This is a genomic window from Streptomyces sp. NPDC048419, from assembly GCF_043200415.1.
Lineage (GTDB): Bacteria > Actinomycetota > Actinomycetes > Streptomycetales > Streptomycetaceae > Streptomyces.
Genome location: NZ_JBICXT010000031.1, coordinates 42,040 through 61,574 on the forward strand (window position 1 = coordinate 42,040; position 19,535 = coordinate 61,574).

Annotated in this window: 20 protein-coding genes and 3 pseudogenes; 10 read left to right on the forward strand and 13 right to left on the reverse strand. The window is 69.3% G+C overall.

The features are described 5' to 3' along the window. Positions 1-78 precede the first annotated feature (78 nt). Both ACGFYN_RS40110 and ACGFYN_RS40115 read left to right on the forward strand, forming a co-directional pair. Positions 79-588 (forward strand): cupin domain-containing protein, encoded by a 510-nt coding sequence (locus ACGFYN_RS40110; RefSeq protein WP_393870937.1) that lies wholly within the window; start codon positions 79-81, stop codon positions 586-588. Between the two features lie 90 nt (positions 589-678). Continuing rightward, positions 679-1,041 (forward strand): DoxX family protein, encoded by a 363-nt coding sequence (locus ACGFYN_RS40115; RefSeq protein WP_393870938.1) that lies wholly within the window; start codon positions 679-681, stop codon positions 1,039-1,041. Positions 1,042-1,371: 330 nt separating this feature from the next. Here the strand turns inward: ACGFYN_RS40115 and ACGFYN_RS40120 are convergent, their stop codons facing one another. Then, positions 1,372-2,157 carry a helix-turn-helix domain-containing protein gene (locus ACGFYN_RS40120; RefSeq protein WP_393870939.1) on the reverse strand — a complete coding sequence of 262 codons (786 nt, stop codon included), beginning with the start codon at positions 2,155-2,157 and terminating at the stop codon, positions 1,372-1,374. A 62-nt stretch (positions 2,158-2,219) separates the two neighbouring features. Between ACGFYN_RS40120 and ACGFYN_RS40125 the strand changes: the two genes are divergently transcribed. Continuing rightward, on the forward strand, positions 2,220-3,029 hold the full coding sequence (locus ACGFYN_RS40125) for an SDR family oxidoreductase (protein ID WP_393870940.1): 810 nt from the start codon (positions 2,220-2,222) through the stop codon (positions 3,027-3,029). A 16-nt stretch (positions 3,030-3,045) separates the two neighbouring features. Here the strand turns inward: ACGFYN_RS40125 and ACGFYN_RS40130 are convergent, their stop codons facing one another. Next, positions 3,046-3,276, reverse strand: a complete 231-nt coding sequence (locus tag ACGFYN_RS40130) for a tautomerase family protein (RefSeq protein WP_393870941.1) — start codon at positions 3,274-3,276, stop codon at positions 3,046-3,048. A gap of 193 nt (positions 3,277-3,469) precedes the next feature. Here ACGFYN_RS40130 and ACGFYN_RS40135 point away from each other — a divergent pair. Beyond that, positions 3,470-4,319 (forward strand): annotated as a pseudogene (locus ACGFYN_RS40135) (helix-turn-helix transcriptional regulator). Positions 4,320-4,499: 180 nt separating this feature from the next. Here ACGFYN_RS40135 and ACGFYN_RS40140 read toward each other — a convergent pair. From ACGFYN_RS40140 to ACGFYN_RS40155, 4 genes are all read right to left on the reverse strand, one after another. Beyond that, positions 4,500-4,811, reverse strand: coding sequence for a type II toxin-antitoxin system PemK/MazF family toxin (locus tag ACGFYN_RS40140; RefSeq protein ID WP_393870942.1), 312 nt, complete (start codon positions 4,809-4,811; stop codon positions 4,500-4,502). Continuing rightward, on the reverse strand, positions 4,808-4,993 hold the full coding sequence (locus ACGFYN_RS40145; RefSeq protein ID WP_393870943.1) for a hypothetical protein: 186 nt from the start codon (positions 4,991-4,993) through the stop codon (positions 4,808-4,810). The genes ACGFYN_RS40140 and ACGFYN_RS40145 overlap by 4 nt, the downstream gene beginning before the upstream one ends. A 407-nt stretch (positions 4,994-5,400) precedes the next feature. Continuing rightward, on the reverse strand, positions 5,401-5,628 hold the full coding sequence (locus ACGFYN_RS40150) for a hypothetical protein (RefSeq protein WP_393870944.1): 228 nt from the start codon (positions 5,626-5,628) through the stop codon (positions 5,401-5,403). A 211-nt stretch (positions 5,629-5,839) separates the two neighbouring features. Then, positions 5,840-6,379 carry a DinB family protein gene (locus tag ACGFYN_RS40155; protein ID WP_393870945.1) on the reverse strand — a complete coding sequence of 180 codons (540 nt, stop codon included), beginning with the start codon at positions 6,377-6,379 and terminating at the stop codon, positions 5,840-5,842. Between the two features lie 159 nt (positions 6,380-6,538). Between ACGFYN_RS40155 and ACGFYN_RS40160 the strand changes: the two genes are divergently transcribed. After that, positions 6,539-6,718 (forward strand): hypothetical protein, encoded by a 180-nt coding sequence (locus tag ACGFYN_RS40160; protein WP_393870946.1) that lies wholly within the window; start codon positions 6,539-6,541, stop codon positions 6,716-6,718. A 131-nt stretch (positions 6,719-6,849) separates the two neighbouring features. Here the strand turns inward: ACGFYN_RS40160 and ACGFYN_RS40165 are convergent, their stop codons facing one another. After that, entirely contained in the window at positions 6,850-8,295 is a 1,446-nt protein-coding gene (locus tag ACGFYN_RS40165; RefSeq protein WP_393870947.1) for an RNA-guided endonuclease InsQ/TnpB family protein, read from the reverse strand. 35 nt (positions 8,296-8,330) lie between these two features. Between ACGFYN_RS40165 and tnpA the strand changes: the two are divergent. Next, a pseudogene (tnpA, locus tag ACGFYN_RS40170) lies at positions 8,331-8,729 on the forward strand (IS200/IS605 family transposase). Between the two features lie 104 nt (positions 8,730-8,833). On the opposite strand, the gene ACGFYN_RS40175 reads toward tnpA, so the two are convergent. The 4 genes and pseudogenes from ACGFYN_RS40175 to ACGFYN_RS40190 all read right to left on the reverse strand — a co-directional run. Beyond that, positions 8,834-9,610, reverse strand: coding sequence for an ABC transporter permease (locus ACGFYN_RS40175; RefSeq protein ID WP_393870948.1), 777 nt, complete (start codon positions 9,608-9,610; stop codon positions 8,834-8,836). Further along, a complete protein-coding gene (locus ACGFYN_RS40180; protein ID WP_393870949.1) occupies positions 9,607-10,611 on the reverse strand; it encodes an ATP-binding cassette domain-containing protein in 1,005 nt (334 codons plus the stop codon). Before ACGFYN_RS40180 ends, ACGFYN_RS40175 begins: the two co-directional genes overlap by 4 nt. A gap of 138 nt (positions 10,612-10,749) precedes the next feature. Further along, entirely contained in the window at positions 10,750-11,595 is an 846-nt protein-coding gene (locus ACGFYN_RS40185) for a DUF4097 domain-containing protein (RefSeq protein ID WP_393870950.1), read from the reverse strand. An 80-nt stretch (positions 11,596-11,675) separates the two neighbouring features. Continuing rightward, positions 11,676-11,915, reverse strand: a pseudogene (locus ACGFYN_RS40190) (toxin-antitoxin system HicB family antitoxin); the annotation flags it as partial. Between the two features lie 2,011 nt (positions 11,916-13,926). On the opposite strand from ACGFYN_RS40190, the gene ACGFYN_RS40195 reads away from it, so the two are divergent. Next, a complete protein-coding gene (locus ACGFYN_RS40195) occupies positions 13,927-14,586 on the forward strand; it encodes a ScbR family autoregulator-binding transcription factor (protein WP_393870951.1) in 660 nt (219 codons plus the stop codon). A 623-nt stretch (positions 14,587-15,209) separates the two neighbouring features. After that, the gene (locus tag ACGFYN_RS40200; protein ID WP_393870952.1) at positions 15,210-15,419 is read left to right on the forward strand and encodes a hypothetical protein; all 210 of its coding nucleotides are present in this window, start codon (positions 15,210-15,212) and stop codon (positions 15,417-15,419) included. A gap of 141 nt (positions 15,420-15,560) precedes the next feature. On the opposite strand, the gene ACGFYN_RS40205 is transcribed toward ACGFYN_RS40200, so the two are convergent. After that, on the reverse strand, positions 15,561-16,589 hold the full coding sequence (locus ACGFYN_RS40205; RefSeq protein WP_393870953.1) for an SDR family oxidoreductase: 1,029 nt from the start codon (positions 16,587-16,589) through the stop codon (positions 15,561-15,563). A 44-nt stretch (positions 16,590-16,633) separates the two neighbouring features. After that, positions 16,634-17,683: an aldo/keto reductase gene (locus ACGFYN_RS40210; RefSeq protein ID WP_393870954.1), complete on the reverse strand. Its 1,050-nt coding sequence runs from the start codon at positions 17,681-17,683 to the stop codon at positions 16,634-16,636. Between the two features lie 120 nt (positions 17,684-17,803). On the opposite strand from ACGFYN_RS40210, the gene ACGFYN_RS40215 reads away from it, so the two are divergent. Continuing rightward, complete coding sequence (locus ACGFYN_RS40215; protein ID WP_393870955.1) at positions 17,804-18,355, forward strand: TetR/AcrR family transcriptional regulator; 552 nt, start codon at positions 17,804-17,806, stop codon at positions 18,353-18,355. A gap of 210 nt (positions 18,356-18,565) precedes the next feature. After that, positions 18,566-19,519: an SDR family NAD(P)-dependent oxidoreductase gene (locus ACGFYN_RS40220; protein WP_393870956.1), complete on the forward strand. Its 954-nt coding sequence runs from the start codon at positions 18,566-18,568 to the stop codon at positions 19,517-19,519. Positions 19,520-19,535 lie beyond the last annotated feature (16 nt).

The window sequence follows — 19,535 nt, forward strand, 5'->3', positions numbered from 1 at the left end:
CAGCAACGATACCCATCCGGTATCGGTGTCCCGTAATGAGTCTTGGACAGCCCGGCGCCCGGGTCGTGGAATCGAAGCATGACCGACGACGACAAGGCCGGTGCACGGCCGCATTCCATTCCCGCCGTATCGGTGGTCGGCCCGGATGACGGGGAAACCCTCCTCCTGGGTACCACACGCATGCGCGTCCTCGAAGACGGCAGCAACACCGGACACCGTCTCGGGATGGCCGAGTCCGTGCTCGCCCCGCACACCCCCGGACCGCCGCAGCACCGTCACGCCCAGCACGACGAGGGCTTCTACGTCATCTCCGGCACGGTGCGGTTCACGGTCGGGGAGCGGGACTACGACGCGACGCCGGGAACGCTCGTGATGGTGCCGCCCGGCGCCGCGCACACCTTCGCCAACGTCACCGACCAACCGGCCGTCATGCTCAGCACGTTCACACCTGACCTGTATGTGCAGTACTTCCGAGACCTGCGGGACATGGTGGCCGCGGGCCAGGATCCGACCCCTCAGGCGAACATCCGGATGATGAGCCGGTACGCCACCGAACCCGTCACCGGCACGCCACCGACGACGACTTGACGACACGACTCGCCTGCCCCAATCGGAGCGCGCCGCCCCAGCGGACATCCGCGTACTCACCGCCAACTCCCGACAGGAATAAGGAAATCCGTGAACGTCGCCTATTGGTTCATCGCCGGTCTGCTTGCCCTCTTCTACTTCTACGGTGGCGGGGTGAAGCTGGTCCGCAGTCGTGACCGGCTCCGGCCGATGATGGCCTGGGTGGACAGCATGCCGGTGGCGGCCGTCAGAGCCATCGGGCTGATCGAAGTGCTCGGCGCGATCGGGCTCCTCCTCCCGCCGCTGACCGGCATCGCTCCCTGGCTGGCCCTCGCCGCGACCACCGGCTTCGTGATCCTGCAGATCGGCGCAATCCCGGTCCACCTGCGCATCGGGGATCGCCAGATCGCCCTCAACATCGCCCTGATCCTGCTCGCGGCCGTGACCGCATGGCTCGCGACCGCCTGGCTCTGACGCCGCGAACGCCACGATGGGGAAGACGGTCGGCGTCTGGTGCACGGCAACCCGGCAGGCGCAGGCGCCGTGGCCAACTCCGGTGACAGAGCCGGGGGTTCTCATCACCCTGCAACGCACCGAGGGCCGGCCGTTGGACTCTTCGGCCGACTCCCGGGCGGAGCACGTCCCGACGGCCGGCAACGCGCCGTCGAACCATGCCGGTTACAGGCGGCCGCGCCAAACTCCTCTGCTGATAAGCGAGTTCACGCAGCGCTGCCGGTCTGGTGTGCGCTGGATGCAGCCGGGACACAGACCGTGATCGGCACCGGCACCACCGCCGGGTACGCGTCAGGCAAGCCGGGCGAGGGCGGTCTCGGAGGGGCTTCCGGGGGCCGCCTGGTAGATGATGATCACTTGCTGCTCGGCGCCGCCCACGGTGAGTGCCTGGCGCCGGAGGGAGAGCTCTCCGACGATCGGATGCGTGAAGCGTTTGAGTTCGTCGCGGGAGGGCTGGGCGTCGTGCCGCGCCCACAGGCGGCGGAAGTCCACGTCCGCCGTCAGTTCGGCGACGAGCAGCGCCGTCTGTGGATCGCGCGGGTCGGCCTCGGCGCGCAGGGCCGCGGCGGTCTGCGCGGCGATCTCGGGCCAGTCGGGGAAGAGTTGACGGGCCTCGGGGGCCAGGAACATGTCCCGTGCCAGGTTGTGCCCGGGTTCATACATCGGGGCGAGGGCACGGGCCTGCTTGTTGGCGGCCAGCACGTCGAAGCGCCGGTTGCGCACATACGCCGGCGCGCCCACCCAGGCGTCGAGCAACTGATGCACGTCCCGGGCGACCTCGGTCTCAGAAGGCGGGACGGGATCCGGGTCGGCGAGCGCCAGCATGTACGCCGTCTCGTCGGTGTCCAGCTGCAGCGCCCGCGCGAGCGCCCGCAGCACCTGCGGTGACGGGTGCCGGTCGACGCCCTGTTCCAGTCGGGTCAGGTACGGCTCGCTGATCCCGGCCAGTTGGGCCAGTTCCTCCCGGCGCAGTCCCGGAACCCGGCGCCGACCAGGGGCGGGGCGGTCCACGTGCGAGGGCGGCACCCGTCCCCGGCGGGCCTTCAGGAACTCTCCCAGGGCGTTGTCGGTCGCCATGGCCGCAGGGTAACCCTCCCGGGGTTCTGGCTGCAGACCGGCACCGGGCGCAGGGTCGAGGCATGAAGAAGACCTGGTTCATCACCGGCGCGTCCCGTGGCTTCGGCCGGATCTGGGCCGAGGCGGCGCTCGCCCGGGGCGACCGCGTCGCCGCCACGGCTCGCCATCCCGAGGCCCTGCAGCCCCTCGTCGACGCCTACGGCGACAGGATCTGTGCGCTCCGCCTCGACGTCACCGACCGGGCCGCCGTCACCGGCGCCGTACAGAATGCTGTGGACGCCTTCGGCCACCTCGACGTAGTCGTCAACAACGCGGGCTACGGCCTGATCGGCATGGTCGAGGAGACCACCGAGGAGCAGGCCCGCGCCCAGCTCGACACCAATCTGCTCGGTCCCCTGTGGGTGGTGCAGGCCGCGCTGCCGTTCCTGCGGGCCCGGCGCAGCGGGCACATCCTGCAGGTGTCCAGCATCGGCGGTCTCGCCGCCTTCCCCACCCTCGGGCTCTACAACGCCTCCAAGTGGGCGCTCGAAGGGATGAGCGAAGCACTCGCCCAGGAAGTGGGCCCGCTGGGAGTTCACGTCACGATCGTTGAACCGGGCCCCTACGGCACGGACTGGTCCGGCGCCTCCGCGGTGCATGCCGAACCCATCGCGGCGTACGAGCCGATCCGCCAGGCGCGCCGGTCCGGCGCCGCCGCCCGCGCACCGCAAGATCCGCAGGCCACGGCCGCCGTCATCCTCGAACTGGTCGAGACCGACGAGCCGCCCCTGCGGCTCTTCCTGGGCGACTACCCCTATCCCGTCGTCGAGGCCGCCTACCGGCAGCGCCTGGACACCTGGAACGCCTGGCGCCCGCTCGCCACCAGGGCGTGAACGACGGCCGTTGCGATCAGGCGTCGTCGGCTTCAGCCGGTGTCGCGTCACCGAGCATGGCGAGGGTCAGGACGTTGCCGGCGATGCCCCAGCCGCCGTCGGCGACCTCTTCGATCAGGACCATGGTGTTGTTGCGGGCACGTTCGCCGTAGATCTCGACGTACAGCTCGGTGGTGCGGGTGACGATCTCCTCCTTCTGCTTCGGCGTGAGGGTCTTCTCGGGGACCTTGAAGTTCGCGAAAGGCATGGCTCGTCGTTCCTTCTCTCAGCGGGACGTCGCAAAGGGAGTCACCGGGAACTGCCCGCGGCGAGCAGGAGGTCGGTGTGGCTCTCGTTTTCCACGGTGAGGCGTTCCCGGCATGCGTACCAGGGGATGTCATCCCCACTGTCGGCGGCGCCTCGGCGGGCCGCCGTCACGCAGACTGGGATGCATGGGCTCCCTGCAATACACCGAACTCGGCGCCTTCCTGCGCTCGCGCCGCGAGCGCATCCGCCCCGAGGACGTCGGCCTGGGTCGCAGGCCCGCGCCGCCGTGTACCAGGGCTGCGCCGTGAAGAGGTGGCGCAACTCGCCGGTGCCTCGGTCGACTACTACAACGAGATCGAGCGCGGCGCGGGATCGCAGCCTTCGGAGCAGATGCTCGCCGCGCTGGCACGCGCGCTGCGGCTGACGTCGGACGAGCGCGACTACCTCTACCGCCTGGCCGATCGCCCGCTGCCCGCCCATGGCGGGCCCCAGTCTCACGTGCACCCCGGAATGATGGACCTGCTCACCCGGCTGACGTCGACCCCGGCGCAGGTCATCACCGACCTGCACGTCACGCTCGTGCAAAACCCCCTCGCCATCGCCCTGCTCGGCGACCAGTCAGGATTCCGCGGCAACAACGCGAGCTTTGTCCACCGCTGGTTCACCGACAGCGCCGCGCGCCGCCTCTACCCCGAAGCCGACCACGACACGCAATCCCGCACATTCGTCGCCGACCTGCGGGCCGCCGCGGCACGCCGCGACGCGAAGGACCTCCAGGCCCGCACCCTGATCACCGATCTGAACGCCCGCTCCCCCGAGTTCGCCGCCCTGTGGGACCAGCACGAGGTCGCGGTCCGCCGGGGCGACCGCAAGCGCATCAACCACCCCACGCTCGGCACGCTGGAGGTCAACTGCCTCAACCTCTTCAGCGAGGACGGCCGCCAGCGCCTGCTCTGGTTCACGCCCGCGCTGGGCACGGACAGCGCCGACAAACTGGAGCTGCTCGCCGTCATAGGAACCCAACTCTCAGACACCCAGCCCTGACCGGCACCCGCGAAATCGGCGTCGATTCTTGAAGGTTGCGCACACGCCTGAGAGGAGGCAATGGCCTGCTCAGGTCCGACGGCAGCAGTTCGATGTCGGCGGTGATGTTCTGTTCGGCGCAGAAGCACAACGGGGCCGCCCGGCAGCCCCCAGCAAGCGATGGGCTACTGGTCGCGGGGATTACAGGTCGAGGACCGCGCGGAGGGCGTTGTCGATGAGCTCTTGCTGTTCGGGGCCGATACTTCCGTGGTGGGTGCCCGTCTCGAAGCGGGACACGGAGAGCTGCAGCAGGTTGACGGCGACGACGGACGCGTCGACCGGAGTGGTCAGGTGAACGCTCATCGCCGTGTCGGGGTGCTGCGCCGGCGCGTGCAGCACCAGGACGACGACCGCACCGTAGGCCTCGGCGAGACCGTCGAGGCTGACCACGAGAACGGTACGAGTCCCCTTGCCGGTGTCGACGTCCCACACCTCGCCCTTGTTGATCGTCACAGGGCGTCGCCCTCGCCCGACAGGTCGAGGGGTTCGACGGAGGCGAGCTTGCGGGCGGCGTCCAGCGTCATCTGACGTCGCACGGCCCGCAGGATGTAGTCGTTCAGCGACCCGGCGCCGGCCGCGGCGTCGCGCAGCTGCTTGTCCATGGCGTCGGGGATCCGCAGCGTGATGGCACTCATGACACCAATTCTAGTGGCAGCGGTGGCGTAACAGCAATCATCGGCCTGCGCGTCCGCGACGTGCGCTCGACCGGCTGCTCGAGGACTGCCGTCCGCTGGGCCCGCTGGTGCACGAGATCGAGGAGCAGCCGCCGTATGTGTTTTACACGCCGCGTGACAACACCGGCATGCTCCCCCACAGCCGACGGTGCGGGTGAGCGCCGGGGCCGTGACGACGCTCCACGCCCCAGGGGCGGCAGCCGGGGCTGAGCCAACCACCGCCGTCCGGACCAGGAGTCGAACCAGCCTCGAGCGGGTCTCAGTCCTCGCCGGGCGGTGCTGCGCCTCCGGAGCTCGGGCAGGGCGTGACGTGCGCGTGCCCGTCCGCTCTGGTGCCGGACGGGCACACCGTCATGACAGAGGGGCGGTCACACCTCGTCTGTGGCGAAAAGTTCGAGGTGCCCGCACTTGGGGCAGCGGTAGGCCGCTATCCGCCGGCGGGGCCGGCCCATCCGTTTGGCACCGCCGAAGATGCCCCGCTCCAGAGCGCCCTCGATCCAGCGCGCGTACCCGCGCGAATGCTCGCCGGCGTCCTCGATGAAGCCCTCGGCCAGGCCGGGGGTACCGCAGTGGGTGCACGTGAGGTTGGTCGTCATCCGGGTGAGTGTAGGGACCAGACCGTACGGGCTTACGGAGCCGTCCCCGGCCAGGTGACCGGGAGTTCGTGGACGCCGTAGATGTCCAAGTTGGTCCGCAGTCTCACTTCGGTTGCGGGGGCGGCGAGTTGGAGGGTGTCTGGGCACGTGACCGAAACCGGAGTTCTAGCGCCGGCGTGCTCCGCGCGTATTCGCCTGGCTGCCGGGGGCGTCAGTCGTCCTCGTCCAGCGTGAGCTGGCGGTGGTGGAAGTCGAAGTGCCGGGTGGGGTAGCGGTAGATGTCGGCGCGCGTCATGAAGTCCTGGAAGAAGGGGTCCCAGCGCACGGGGTAGTGCATGCCGCGTGAGAGAGCGGACTCGGGCTCGGCTGCGAGCTTGCGGCGCAGCGCGTCGATGACGCGGTCGAACTTGGCACCCATCCGCTGCGGTCCGTAGACCTTCGCGGCTCCGACCGGGCCGAGGAAGTTGACGAGGTCGAACGGGGCCGTCGCGGCATTCAACAGCCGGGCGAATCGCCTGCCGGCACTCTCGGGAAGGCGCCCGAAGACGCGCACCAGGACGAGCAGCCGCAGGACGATCATATAGCCGAAGAGCATGTGCCACAGCAGCTGCCTGTTGGTCCAGCTGGTGCCGTTGGTGCGCCTGGCGAGATCAGCTTCAGTGGCCCCGTCGAGGAGATGGTGGAATGTGTTTCGAGCGCGGTCGTAGTCGTCGCAGACCGACTGCCGGTCCATCGGGTGCGCGTTCACCATGGTCTTCCGCTCCCGCCGCGGGCCCGGATTCGTCCTGGGGCCATAAATCGTCGGAGCTTGCAGGCGCGTGTAACGTGACCTGCCGATTCGGACAGGTGGGGTGCGACGTTGGCTGACATCGTGCGCGTTATGTAGGCGCTGGCCGATCAGGGCGTCACGGTGCTGTTCAAGGCCGATGCGGAACGCATGCGTCACGGAGTGCGGCCGTGCACCTTCGTCGCAAAGGGTCTTCCGTTCCATGAGGACCTGCTCGTGCGTACTGATGCCGCCTCGGTCGACGCCTGTCTGGAGATGTGTCTGCCGAAGTTGAGTGAGCGCGGCCTGGTCGTCCCTGAGTGAACGCGGCTCGGCCAGCCGTGGACCATACGGTAGCTGACGAGCGAAGCGGCGTACCCCGGCATTGGCCCTCGGGGTTTCGGCGTCTTGCGGTGGGAGGAGGAGGCGGACGGGGCCCGCATGGGGCATGGCGCCTACTTGGGGCCGGTGGTCAACCACCTGGGGCTGAAGTCCCGGGCTTGCTGCTCGGGTCGTCGATGGCTTCGGCGAGATCCGGCTGCGTCCAGCCCCTTGCTTCTCTGTGCGATGAGCGCGAGAGGAGGGGCAGGGGCCGCTGACTGGGCCCCGCAGACCCACGTCCACCAGCCGCGGGCGGCGATGTTGTGGGACGAGTTCAGGTCCGCGTGCGCAACGAAGCCGCAGGACCGGCAGGTGAACACGGCCTGAGCAGGCCGGTTGCGTTTGTCGATGTGGTGGCACTGGGAGCATTCCTGACTGGTGTACGCCGGATCGACATACACCACCGCAACGCCGGCCCGTCGAGCCTTGTAGGCGACGAACGTGCCGAGCTGGTGGAAAGACCAGGAGTGCAAGGTGACGCGTTGGGGCTTCCTGAGCCGTACCCGCTCGCGAATGCCGCCCAGGTCCTCCAGGGCGATCCCGCGTCCGGTGCGTTGAGCCTCCGCCACGATGCTCTTGCTGATCTTGTGGTTGATGTCGCGGGCCCTTCGCCCATCCCGACCCGCGTACTTCCTCGCCCGCCGCTTGGCGGACTTCGTGCCCTTCTTCTGCAACTTTGACCGCACCCGCCGGGCGTTCTCGCGCACCCGGTTCACCCTGCGGCCACTGTGCCGGACACCGGTGGAGGCGGTGGCAATGTTCACGATCCCCAGATCCACCCCGAGGAAGCCGTCCGGCATGGTGTTGAGCACGGCCTCGGGAACCTCGCAGGTCGCTAGGAGGTACCACCGGCCGGCGGTGTGGATGAGGTCACTCTCGCCTTGCCGGTAGGCGTCCAGCAGCTGGAGTTGTTCGGCCTGCCCGGTGTAAGCGATGGATTTCAGACGTCCACGGATGGTCCAGATCGACACCGTCCGATCCTGCGCCTGCCAGGACAGGCAACGGTCGTCGAACGCCTGGGCCGCACCCGACCGGAAGACCACCGCCTTGGACAGCGCGCTCTCGTAGCGTGTCGAGCCGGGCTTACCCAGATTCCCGGCCCGGGCGTTCGCCGCGAGAGTGGTGTACGCGTCGGCGACCTTCCGCAACGTGTGCAGAGCGGGCTGCGCGGACAGGCCCCGCGCTTTCAACTCCGCATAGGCCAGGGCCTGCAAGCCTGCCCGGGAGGAGCGCACCGACCGCGGCTTGCCCGCCCCGCGCGCCTTGCCGTCCCACGACCGGGTCGTGGCAGACTTCGCCCCGGCTCCGGAGGTTTTACCTAAGGGGATTCGTGGAACCGGCAACGCGTCCGGGGCCGACTTCTCCCGTTCCTGTGACCAGGCGGCCAGGGCGGCCTGATCGTGATTGAAAGCGTGGGTCGAGAGCCAGGTAGCGGCCTCGTTGCAGGCATGCAAGGTCGCCTCAAGTGCCGCCGCCTGCAGAGGCGTTGGCAGCAGCTTCACCCGCACCACCAACTTCACGGATCACACGCTACTACTGCACCTGTGTCACCACGATAGGAACAAATGCACGCCGCAGCGTCACCTACTCCCTCCATGCCCACTTGGTCTTTGTGCCCAGATACCGGGGCGCAGTGTTCAGCGACGAGATCCTCACACGCTGCGTGGAGATCACGCGCGAGGTCTGCGGAGACTTCGGGGTCGAACTGATCGAGTTCAACGGCGAGAAGGACCGCCTACCGGTGCACTACCCGCCCGAGGTCGCCCTGTCCAAGCTGGTCGGCTCCATTAAAGGGGTCTCCGCCCGACTGCTGCGCAAGGAGTACCCCGACCACATCCACAAGTACCTGTGGGGCGATCACTTCTGATCACCGTCCTATTTCGCTGCCTCCGCCGCAGGCGCCCCACTGCAGATCGTCAGGGAATACATCGACCATCAGAAACGCCCCGGCTGACCAGCCCAGTCCGGCACCGCCAGAACGACAGTGCGACGCTCCACGTCGCCACGACGGGATGCAACTCCTCTCGATGACTGAGGCCACTGGATTCCTTGCACGGATCAGTTGAACTTCGCGGCCGACCAGAAGTAGCCGAGGACGGCGAGGCCGGCGCACCAGGCGAGGGCGAGCCACCCGTTGTGGCCGATCGCGGTGCCCAGGAGGAGGCCGCGCAGGGTCTCGATGGCGGGTGTGAACGGCTGGTACTCGGCGATCGGCTGGAACCAGCCCGGCATGGAGTGCAGCGGGACGAAGGTGCTGGAGATGAGCGGGAGGAAGATCAGCGGCATTGCGTTGTTGCTGGCGGCCTCCGCGCTCGGGCTGACCAGGCCCATCCCGACCGCGATCCAGGTCAGGGCCAGCGCGAACAGCGCGATCAGGCCGAAGGCCGCCAGCCATTCCAGGACGGTGGCGTCGGTGGAGCGGAAGCCGATCGCCACGGCGACCGCGCCGACCAGGACCACGCTCAGGACGCACTGCAGCACGCTGCCGACGACATGACCGATGATCACCGAGCCGCGGTGGATCGCCATGGTGCGGAAGCGGGCGATGATGCCCTCGGTCATGTCGTTGGAGACCGAGACCGCGGTGCCGATCGTGGTGGAGCCTACGGTCATCAGCAGCAGGCCCGGCACCAGGTAGGCGACGTAGTCGGAGCGGCTGGCGCCGCCAGCCAGGCCCGCGCTCATGGCGTTGCCGAAGATGTAGACGAAGAGCAGCAGCAGCATGACGGGCGTCAGCAGCAGGTTCAGGGTCAGGGAGGGGTAGCGGCGGGCGTGCAGCAGGTTGCGGCGCAGCATCGTGGACGAGTCGCGTACGGCGAGGGAGAGGGAGCTCATCGCAGGGCCTCCTTGGCCTGGTGGGGCTGGCCGGGCGCGGTGGCGCTGTCGGTCAGGGCGAAGAACACGTCGTCGAGGTCGGGGGTGTGCACGGTCAGTTCGTCCGCTTCGATGCCGGTCGCTTCCAGCCAGTCGAGGATGGAGCGCAGTTCGCGCTGGCTGCCGTCGCTGGGCAGTTGCAGGGCGAGTGCCTCGTCGTCGCGGGCGGCCTCGGCCAGCGCGGTGGCGGCGGACCGGTAGGCGGCCGGGTCGGTGAAGCGCAGGCGGACGTGGCCGCCCGGGATCATCCGCTTCAGTTCCTCCGCGCTGCCCTCGGCGGCGATCCTGCCGTCGTGCAGGACGGCGATGCGGTCGGCGAGTTCGTCGGCCTCGTCCAGGTACTGGGTGGTGAGGAAGACGGTGACGCCGCCCGTGACCAGCTCGCGGATGATGCCCCACATGGTGTGCCGGGAGCGGGGGTCCAGGCCGGTGGTCGGCTCGTCGAGGAAGATGATCCGCGGGTTGCCGACCAGGGTCATGGCGATGTCGAGGCGGCGCTTCATGCCGCCGGAGTAGGTGGAGGCGGGCTTCTTCGCGGCCTCGGTGAGGTCGAAGCGCTCCAGCAACTCGGCGGCCACGCGGCGCCCTTCCCGGCGGGAGAGGTGGTGCAGGTCCGCCATGAGGAGCATGTTCTCCTCACCGGTGATCAGGCCGTCGACGGCGGAGAACTGCCCGGTGACGCCGATCGCGGCGCGCACCGCCTGCGGGTCGGCGGCGAGGTCGTGGCCGCCGACGTGGATGGGTCCGGAGGCGTCGTCGGCGCAGATGAGGGTGGACAGGATCTGCACGGTGGTGGTCTTGCCGGCGCCGTTCGGGCCGAGCAGCGCGAACACGGAGCCGGCCGGGATGTGCAGGTCGATCCCGTCGAGGACCCTCTTGTCGCCGTAGGACTTGCGCAGGTTGGTGACGGAGACGGCGGCGGGTGGCTGCGGGCGCCCGTCCGTCCGACTGGATGTGGGCATGACAGAAGAAGGCATGGTGCCCTCCCTTTCGAAGGCTGAGGCGATGAAGGCGAGCGAGACGAAGAACGTGGAGGGGCAGGGGGTGGAGAGGTGGGGTGGGGGGTGAGGCGGAGAGTGCCCGGTGGCCGGGGCGGGAGGTCAGGCCTTGGCGCGGCGGACGTCGATGTTGCCGTACCGGGTGCGGGCGCGGATGTTGACGGTCTCCTCGCTCTTCTCCGGGCTCTGGGACGCGGTGAGCGTGTTGCGCACCTGGCCGGAGCCCGCGCTGACGTCGAGCCAGGCGGCGGTGCCCTCGCGGATGCCGACCTCGATGGCGCCGTAGGAGGTCTCCAACTGCACGGTGCCGCGGGCGACTTCGGCGACGCGCAGGGTGCCGTGGGCGGTGGTGGCGGTGACCGAGCCCTCGGCGCGCGCGATGTCGATGTCGCCGTTGGCGCCGCTCACCCGCAGCTCGCCGATCGCGGCGGCGACGGTCGTGGTGCCGTGCGAGTTCTTCAGGACGGCCGGCCCGTCGACGAGGCCGACGCGCATGCTGCCGGAGCTGGTGGTGATCTCGGCCATGCCCTCGACGCGGTCGACGGTGATCGAGCCGTGCGAGGCGGTCAGCTGCAGCGGTCCGGTGGCATCCAGACGGACGTCGCCGGAGGAGGTCTTCACGCGGACCTCGCCGAGCCGGCCCTCGCCGAGCACCTGCGCCCAGGCGCCGGTCATGTCGATGCGGGAGCCGGTGGGCAGTTCGACGGTCACGTCGACGGTGCCGGTACGCCCCAGCAGGTAGCGCTGCTTGGGGGTGCGCACGGTCAACAGCCCGCCCGCGTAGGTGACTTCGGTCTGCTCGGCGGTGCGGACGTCCTGGTCCTTCTTCGGATCGCGGGGGCGTACCTCGACGACGGTGTCGTGGCGGTCGCTCGCGCTGAACTGGATGGAACCGGCCTCCACACGGGCGGTGACCGAGATGGATTCGGGAGTGTCGAAAGCAGGCATGGCTGTACCGTCCTCATGGGTCCTTGGGGCGTCCCCGCAGGTGGGACGTGGTGTGGGTGAAGTGGTGGGGGCGGGCGCGGCTAGCGCACCCAGCCCGTGAAGCTCTGTCCGACGGCCTGGGTCTTCTCCGCCGTACGCGGCCGGGTGTTGCCGTCGACCGCGGCCGACACGGCGCGCACCAGCCAGGCGTTGACCGACAGGCCCTCACGGCTCGCCGCCTCCTCGGCGCGCGCCTTGAGATGGGCCGGCAGGCGCAGGTTGACGCGGGCGGTGCCGCTCTCGTCGCCGTCGGCGGGCAGCGGGGCCCTGAGCGGTTCGGCGGTCAGCGGCTGCTGTGCGCCGCAGGCGCAGCGCGCGGAACTCCGGCCCGGCCGCGCGGTCCTGCGGCACCACCGATGGCGCCGCGGGCGATGAAAGGCACCTGTCACCCTCTCCACCTGCGGAATCACGGGGAAGACGCCTCCAGTAGCCGTGTCGATGTGACCGCCAGGGCCGCGACAGAGGCGTGAAGTGGTGTCATATGGCGCCGGGTGGTGCCACTTGGCATCATCCGGCGCCATGCGGCACGAACGGCGGAGCGGAGAGAAGCCGAAGGAACGCCGCCCGCCGCGCTGCCCTGAGCGATACGTCGCCGCCACAAACCGCCCGTGCGGGCCCGCGTGCGCGGGCCACCGGTCGACCAGCACGACCGGGTCCGCCAGCATCTCCCGGTACTGACCCACCCCCCGGTCCAGCGCGCACGGCTGGACTTCCAGCAATCTGGCCCCGGACCACAGAGGGACGCCTGCGCACGCGTCGGCCAGCGCCGATTCGTCCTGCAGCGCAGGTACCTCCCGCAGTGGTCGGGTTACCCGCGGACAGGCCTCGTCGCCCACGGCCTGATACCCCGATCCGGACCAGCGCTCGAATTCGCGCACGCCATGGGTGCCGTCGCCGCCCTTGAGCACAGGCCCGCGCAGCACGGTCAGCGGCACACTCTTCACCGGACGACTCCACCCCGCCCGAGCCCCGGCGCCAGGGATGCGCCGCACGGCCACGGCGCGCAGTTCACGCGGCTGCAGGCTGGTGGACGCACTGCGCGGCGGCCAACTCCCGCACTGCCCGTGAGTCACCACCGTCGCCGTGACCTTCTGGTCCACATACTGCGCAGACAAAGCGAGCACCTGATTCAACGCGGATGCGGCGGGCGTGACCGACCCGCCTTTCGCCCGCATCACGAGCGGGCGGAAAACATCGATCCCCACGCCGTCTCCCCCGCTTGTGGGCTGTCGCCCGCAACGCTTCTCTGCCGCCCTGAGTAAAAAACAGCACGCGCGGTATGTCAATGCCGTACCGGTCGCCCTGTTTACGCTCGGCGTAGCCGGAGACGGATGCGAGGCGGGGCGGAATATCCCGGCATTCCAAGGCAAAGAACGCCGAGGGGCCGCTGCAGGCCTTGCGCAGAAGCGTTCATTTGACCAAACCACAAGGAAACCTGGCAGACGGTTTCACTCCAGGAAGGGGCTCCTTGCGTCACCGTCGGATCACGCCTGGACGGTCCGCTCCGCCCCAGGCGCCCGGGAGTCCTCGGAGACGGACGACCACCGACAGAGTGCGACGCGGCCAGCAGCGGCATCACGACTGCTTGGGCGCGGCTGGCCTCCCCGGCGCTAGCCGGCACCCAGCGGCAGCCAGGTGGTGAGGATCTCGACAACGGCCGTCCCGGCGATGAAGGCGGCGCGGCGCCATCCGTGGGCATCACCCCGAGCGCCGAGTTCCCTCCAACTGAGCCTGGACGAGCGGCTCCTGCACCCAGCACACGACCATCGCCGCAATCCGGCCACCACACCCGCCAGACCAGCAACCGCCAACCGCACCCCGCCGACCTCACAGCCTGCACGGCGCGCGCCGGCCACTTCGCAGGCGACGGCCGCCTGACCTCGCGCTCACGTCGGCCTCGTGGGCCCAGCTGCGGCCGGACCTGCCAGTCATTTCGCCATCACGTCCGGTGCAGTCTCAAGCCGGTGATGCCGCAAGCGAGTTGGGGCAGCGCGAGATGCAGGGACGGCGGCTCGTCTCCGGTAGCGGATCCGCAGCGGCTCGAACCCGTGGAGCCGAGTACCGGGTCGGGGTCGGTCGGCCGAGGCGGCGACTTTCGCTGTGATCCACCCTCTCAGGGCCCGGACGTGCGAGCCGCCGCCCGATTCCCTTCCACTCGTTCCCATGTAATATACAAACTGGACGGTTTTTTCTGGACCTGCAGGAACAGACCGGACAGAAGGACGCTGGCATTGCGAGACCGGCAGGGAGTAGCCGGCCGCACACCAGCGGCGCACCGGACGGAGTGACCCCATGCCCATGCAGGACCGTGCGATCCGCACCCGCCGCAAGATCCTCTCAGCGGCCGCCGAAGTCTTCGAAACCCGCGGCTACCAGTCAGCCACCATCAGCGAGGTCCTCAAGGCCGCCGGCGTCACCAAAGGCGCCCTCTACTTCCACTTCCAGTCCAAAGAAGACCTCGCGCAGGGTGTCCTGCACGCCCAGGAACAAGGCATCACCCTCCCCCCACGCGCCAGCAAGATCCAGGAACTCGTCGACGTCGTCATGCTCCACGCCCACCGCCTGCAGACCGACCCCATGGTCCGCGCCGGCGTACGCCTCTCCATGGACCAGACCTCAGTCGGCCTCGACCGCAAAGGTCCCTTCCTCACCTGGGCCGCCCTCGCCTGCCAACTCCTCGACGACGCCCGCGCCCAGGGCGAAATCCTCCCGCACGTCAACACCGAGGAAACCGCCTACGTCCTCACCGGATCCTTCGCCGGTATCCAGTCCATGTCCCACGCCCTCACGGACTACGACGACCTCATGCAACGCGCCAGCATCCTGCTGCGTCACATCCTCCCCAGCATCGTCAACCCGTCCCTCATCACGGCCCTCGACCTCACGCCCTCCCGCGGCACCACCGTTTACGACGAAGTCCACACGCAACTCACGCCCGACGACAGCGCCTGACGCACCACCTGACGACAAGCCGATCCACAACGGCACCACCGCCCGCCTCACCGACCACCACCTCCCCACCGGCCAAGGCGTCGCATCCCACACAACCCCACCCCGGCACAACACGCGGCGCTCCCCAACGCCACACCCAAGCGCACGCTGGACGGCCGCCGGGATGCCTTCCGCCCTCCCGGCGGGACAAGGTTTCCAGAGCCGGCCCGTTGAAGATCCGTACCTTGGGCACATGGTGGATGGGCGAGAGGAGTTCCGACCTTTGGTCGAGCTCAGCTCCGAGGAGCGCCGGCAGGTCATCACCCTGCCGACGAGCATCGCCAAACTGACGGCGGTCAAGCACTTCGTGCTCTACGGCAGCAACCTGGTCCGAATGCCGCCCGAGATCGGTGAAATGACCAGCCTGGAGGAGCTCACCCCCTACACCTCGTACCGGCTGCACTGGTTCCCCTACGAGATCACCAGGTGCTCGAAGCTGGTCCGGAGCACGGTGAGCACCCGTGCACTGTTCGGGAACTACAAGCTCCGTCCTCCTTTCCCTCGACTACAGCCGCCTCGAGTCTCCGTTGCTGACCTCGACCTGTCGGCGCTTGATGCCCAGCGCTGGGGTGTCACGGCCATCCGTGGATGCAGTGTCTGCGATCGGCCGATCACGGGGGGCGGGCTCCACCCAGATGTGGATCTCGCTGCGGGTGGCCGCCGATGTCCTGCCCCTCCTGGTCAACGCCTGCTCAGCAGCTTGCGTTTCCGCCCTGCCCTCCGGCGCCGAGGACTACGTGCAACTGCCGCACACAGGCGGCAGGGTCAAGCAGCCGCCGTCCGATTGGGAGTGATCGGACGGCCAGCGGGGCAGCCGGGCTTCCCGCTCTGGATACGCTGCAGCGACGCGGCGCGGCAGTCTGCGCAGTGCCCCCGAGGGGCCGCATTGCTGTGTGCGTCAACCAGCCGATCGGGCGGGGCAGTTGGGCAGTGGGTCACACGGCACGGGTGGTGTCGAGGGCGAGGAGGCTTTCGGCGGCCTCGGCGATGGTGTCTTCGACGGGGCGCGGCTTCCAGCCGAGGAGGCGCTGGGCCTTCTCGGAGGTGGCGTCGAGGTTCTTGCCGAGTAGCTTGCGGAGTGTTCGCAGGTCGGGGTTGACCAGGGAGAGGCCGCGGGCCGCCCAGACGGGCATCTCCCGGGTGGGGGCGCCGTCGGCACGTTCTCCGAGGCGTTGGCGGAGAATAGCGGCGACTTCGCGGACCCACAGGCTCCGGCCCGACGTCGCGATGAACCGTTCCCCTGCGGCTGCCGGGTCGGTCATGGCGCGCAGGTGCAGGTCAGCCACATCTCTTACGTCCACGTAGCCGGAGGCGAACTTCAGGGACGCCGGCATCGAGCCGTCCAGCATGCGCTTGATCAGGCCGAGGGACGGGGAGTAGTCGGGTCCCAGTACCGGGCCGAGGACGGCGGTGGGGTTCACGACGGCCAGCTCCAGCCCGCCGCCCTGCGTCCTGATGAAGTCCCAGGCGGCGCGCTCCGCGAGCGTCTTGGACTTCTGGTACGGCTCGATGCCCGCGTCGACATTCGTCCAGTCGTCCTCGGTGAACGGTGCGTCCCGGTCAGGGTGGCCGTAGGCGATGGCGCCGATCGCGGAGGTGAGGACCACGCGTCGTACGCCCGCGTCCCGGGCCGCGCGCAGGACCCGCAGCACGCCGTCGCGGGCCGGGGTGACCATCTCGCCGTCCGATCGCGGGGCACTCGTCAGTGTCGGCGACGCCACGTGCAGTACGGCGTCACATCCCTGCACTGCCTCCGGCCAGCCCGCGTCCTGGGTGAGATCGGCGGTCACGACGCGCAGGAGCGGGTCGGATGCGCCGCCGCCCCGCTGCAGCATCGCCCGCAGTTCCGGCTCACGAGACGGGTTGCGGACCGTTGTGCGTACGGAGTGTCCCGCGTTCAGCAGAGCGAGAACGCACCAGCTGCCGATGTACCCCGATCCGCCCGTCACCAGCACTTCAGCCATGGTCATTGTCCTCCTTGGTCGTCGTACTCGAAGCCCGGTGCGCGTCAGACGTTGGCGTAGCCGGGGATGGTGGCCTTGATGCGCTCCAGTTCCGCCGCGTCGGAGATTCCCTGGAAGTCGTGGCGCGGGGTGTAAGGGGCTTCCAGTCGTCGGGCTTCCATGTCGCTCAGGTCGAGGTCGAGGGAGGCGACGGCGTCGTCGATCTGCCGGATCGTTCGCGCGCCGACCAGCGGGGCGGCGACGACGGGGTTGCGGCGCAGCCAGGCCAGGGCGACCTGGGCGCGGCTGACACCGCGCGTCCGGGCGATCCCGCCGACTTCGTCGATGACCTGCCGGTCGCTTTCGGCGTTTGCCTTGTAGAGCATGTCGGCGAAGCCGCCGTCGGTGGCCGCCCGTGCGCCGGCGTTCGCCTGGTCGAAGGGACGGGCGAGGCGGCCGCGCGCGAGTGGGCTCCACACCATGGTGGCGACGCCCTCGTCCTCGCACAGGGGAAGCATTTCGCGCTCCTCCTCGCGGGCGAGGAGGTTGTAGTGGTCCTGCATCGTGACGAAGCGGGCCCAGCCGTGGCGCTCCTGCAGGTGCAGGGCTTTGGCGAACTCCCAGGCGTGCATCGAGGAGGCGCCGAGGTAGCGGGCCTTGCCGGCCTTCACCACGTCGCTCAGGGCTTCCAGCGTCTCCTCCAGCGGGGTGTCGCTGTCGAGGCGGTGGATCATGTAGACGTCGACGTAGTCGGTGCCCAGACGGCGCAGGCTGGCGTTGATCTCGGTCATGATCGCCTTGCGGGACAGGCCGCCGCCGTTGGGGCGGTCCGGGCGCATGGTGTGGCGGACCTTGGTGGTGATGACGACGTCGTCGCGGTCTGCGTAATCCTTCAGTGCACGGCCGAGGATCTCCTCGCTGGAGCCGTAGGAGTACATGTTCGCGGTGTCGAAGAAGTTGATCCCTTCTTCGAGGGCGTGCTTGATCAGGGGGCGGCTGGACTCCTCGTCCAGCGACCAGACCGGGTGGCCGCGGTCCGGCTCGCCGTAGGTCATGGCGCCGATGGCGATCGGCGAGACGTCCAGGCCGGTGCGGCCCAGCTTGATGTAACGCACGGAAGAGCTCCTAGAATGGGGAACGTAAGCAAACGGAGAACTCTCCGCCTGACCCTGCCGACACTAACGGAGAGCTCTCCGCTTCGCAATCGGACGGCCACCCGTACGCCAGGAGGACCCATGCCCGACGCCGCCCCGCAGCGCTCGGACGCACTCAAGAACCGCGAGGCGATCCTCCAGGTCGCCCACGACGCGCTCGCCGAGTCCCCGAACGCCTCCCTCAACTCCATCGCCAAGCGAGCGGGCGTCGGCCCAGGCACTCTCTACCGGCACTTCCCCACCCGCGAGGCCCTGCTCCTGGAGGTCCACCGCCACGACGTGAACCGCCTCGTCGGCTCCGTGCCGGACATCCTCGCCACCCACGCCCCGCTGGACGCGCTGCGGCAGTGGTTCACCACGCTCGCCGCCTACGTCCGCATCAAGCACGGCCTCGGCGACGCACTGCACTCCGCCGCCGCCCAAGAGGCCGTCAGCGCCTCATGGCCCCCCGTCACCGCCGCCGTCGGCCAGCTCCTCGACGCATGCGAACGCGCCGGCGAGGTGCGCCCCGGCATCGACCCGGTCGACGTGATCATGCTCATGAGCTGCCTGTGGCGCACCCCCGACACCCCCGACGGCGCCACCCAGGCCAAGCGCCTGCTGGAACTCGCCATCGACGGCTTCCGGCCCTGAGAACCACTCCGGCCCCGCACGCCCGGATGTCCATCGATGGGACCGGGCATACTCCAACAGCCTTCTTGCTCACTGCAGTTCGCCGAGGGTGTCGGAAATCTGTCGGCGGTGAGCGTGACCTGTCGGCGTCATGTCGGTGGAGGTTGCGATCTTGGGCGGGTCGGTGCTCCCCGCGAGCACGCTGCCCCAGAGTGCAAGGAGCCTGTCACCGTGTCTTCCGCATCCCAGAGCCGACCGTGGGACGTTCACCGGCTGCCGCCTGCCGTAGGCAGAGTCTTCCTGGTCACCGGGGGCAACGCAGGGATCGGCTACTTCGCGGCGGAGCAACTCGCCGCCACCGGCGCCGTCGTCGTACTCGGCAGCCGTGACCGCGCGAAGGCCGACGCCGCCATGACCTCGATCCGCTCGCGCGTCCCCGGCGCGCAGGTGCGGCACCTTCAACTGGACCTCGCCGACCTGTCGTCCCTGAAGACCGCCGTAGACAGACTGGACCTCGATCATCTCGACGCGGTGGTCCACAACGCAGGGGTCGCGCTGGACGACCCGCCACGTCGAGAGACGGCGGACGGCCACGAGCTGATGTTCGGCACCAACCACCTCGGCCACTTTGCACTGACCCAGTGGCTGGCCCCCCTGCTGTCGGCGGCACCGGCAGGCCGCATCGTGACAGTCGGAAGCTTCGCCGCGCGGTCCGAGCAACTGGACCTCGACGACCTGCAGTCGACCCAGGACTACCGGCCCAAGCGCACCTACGGCCGATCGAAGCTGGCGCAGATGTACTTCGGCTTCGAACTCGATCGCCGCCTGCGGGCCGCCGGCAGCACGGTGCTCAGTGTGGTGGCCCACCCCGGCGGAGCCCTGGACTCCCTCACTCCCTCCCGAACGCCGGTCGGCGTGACCAACACGCCCGGCGAGCGGCTGCGCGCCCTGCCCTCCGCGCTCCTGGTCCAGGGCAAGGACGCCGGAGCATGGCCCGTTGTCCGTGCCGTCCTCGACCCGGAGGTGCAGGGAGGACAACTGTGGGGGCCGCGGGTCCTCGGCCTGCGTGGCAAACCCCGGCGTGAGCCCATCCCCTCGCACATGGCCGATCCGACCATCGCCGCTCGCCTGTGGGCCGTCAGCGCTGAACTGACCGGCACCGATCCGCACCTCGGCTTTCGGTAGGCGAGGAACCCACGCC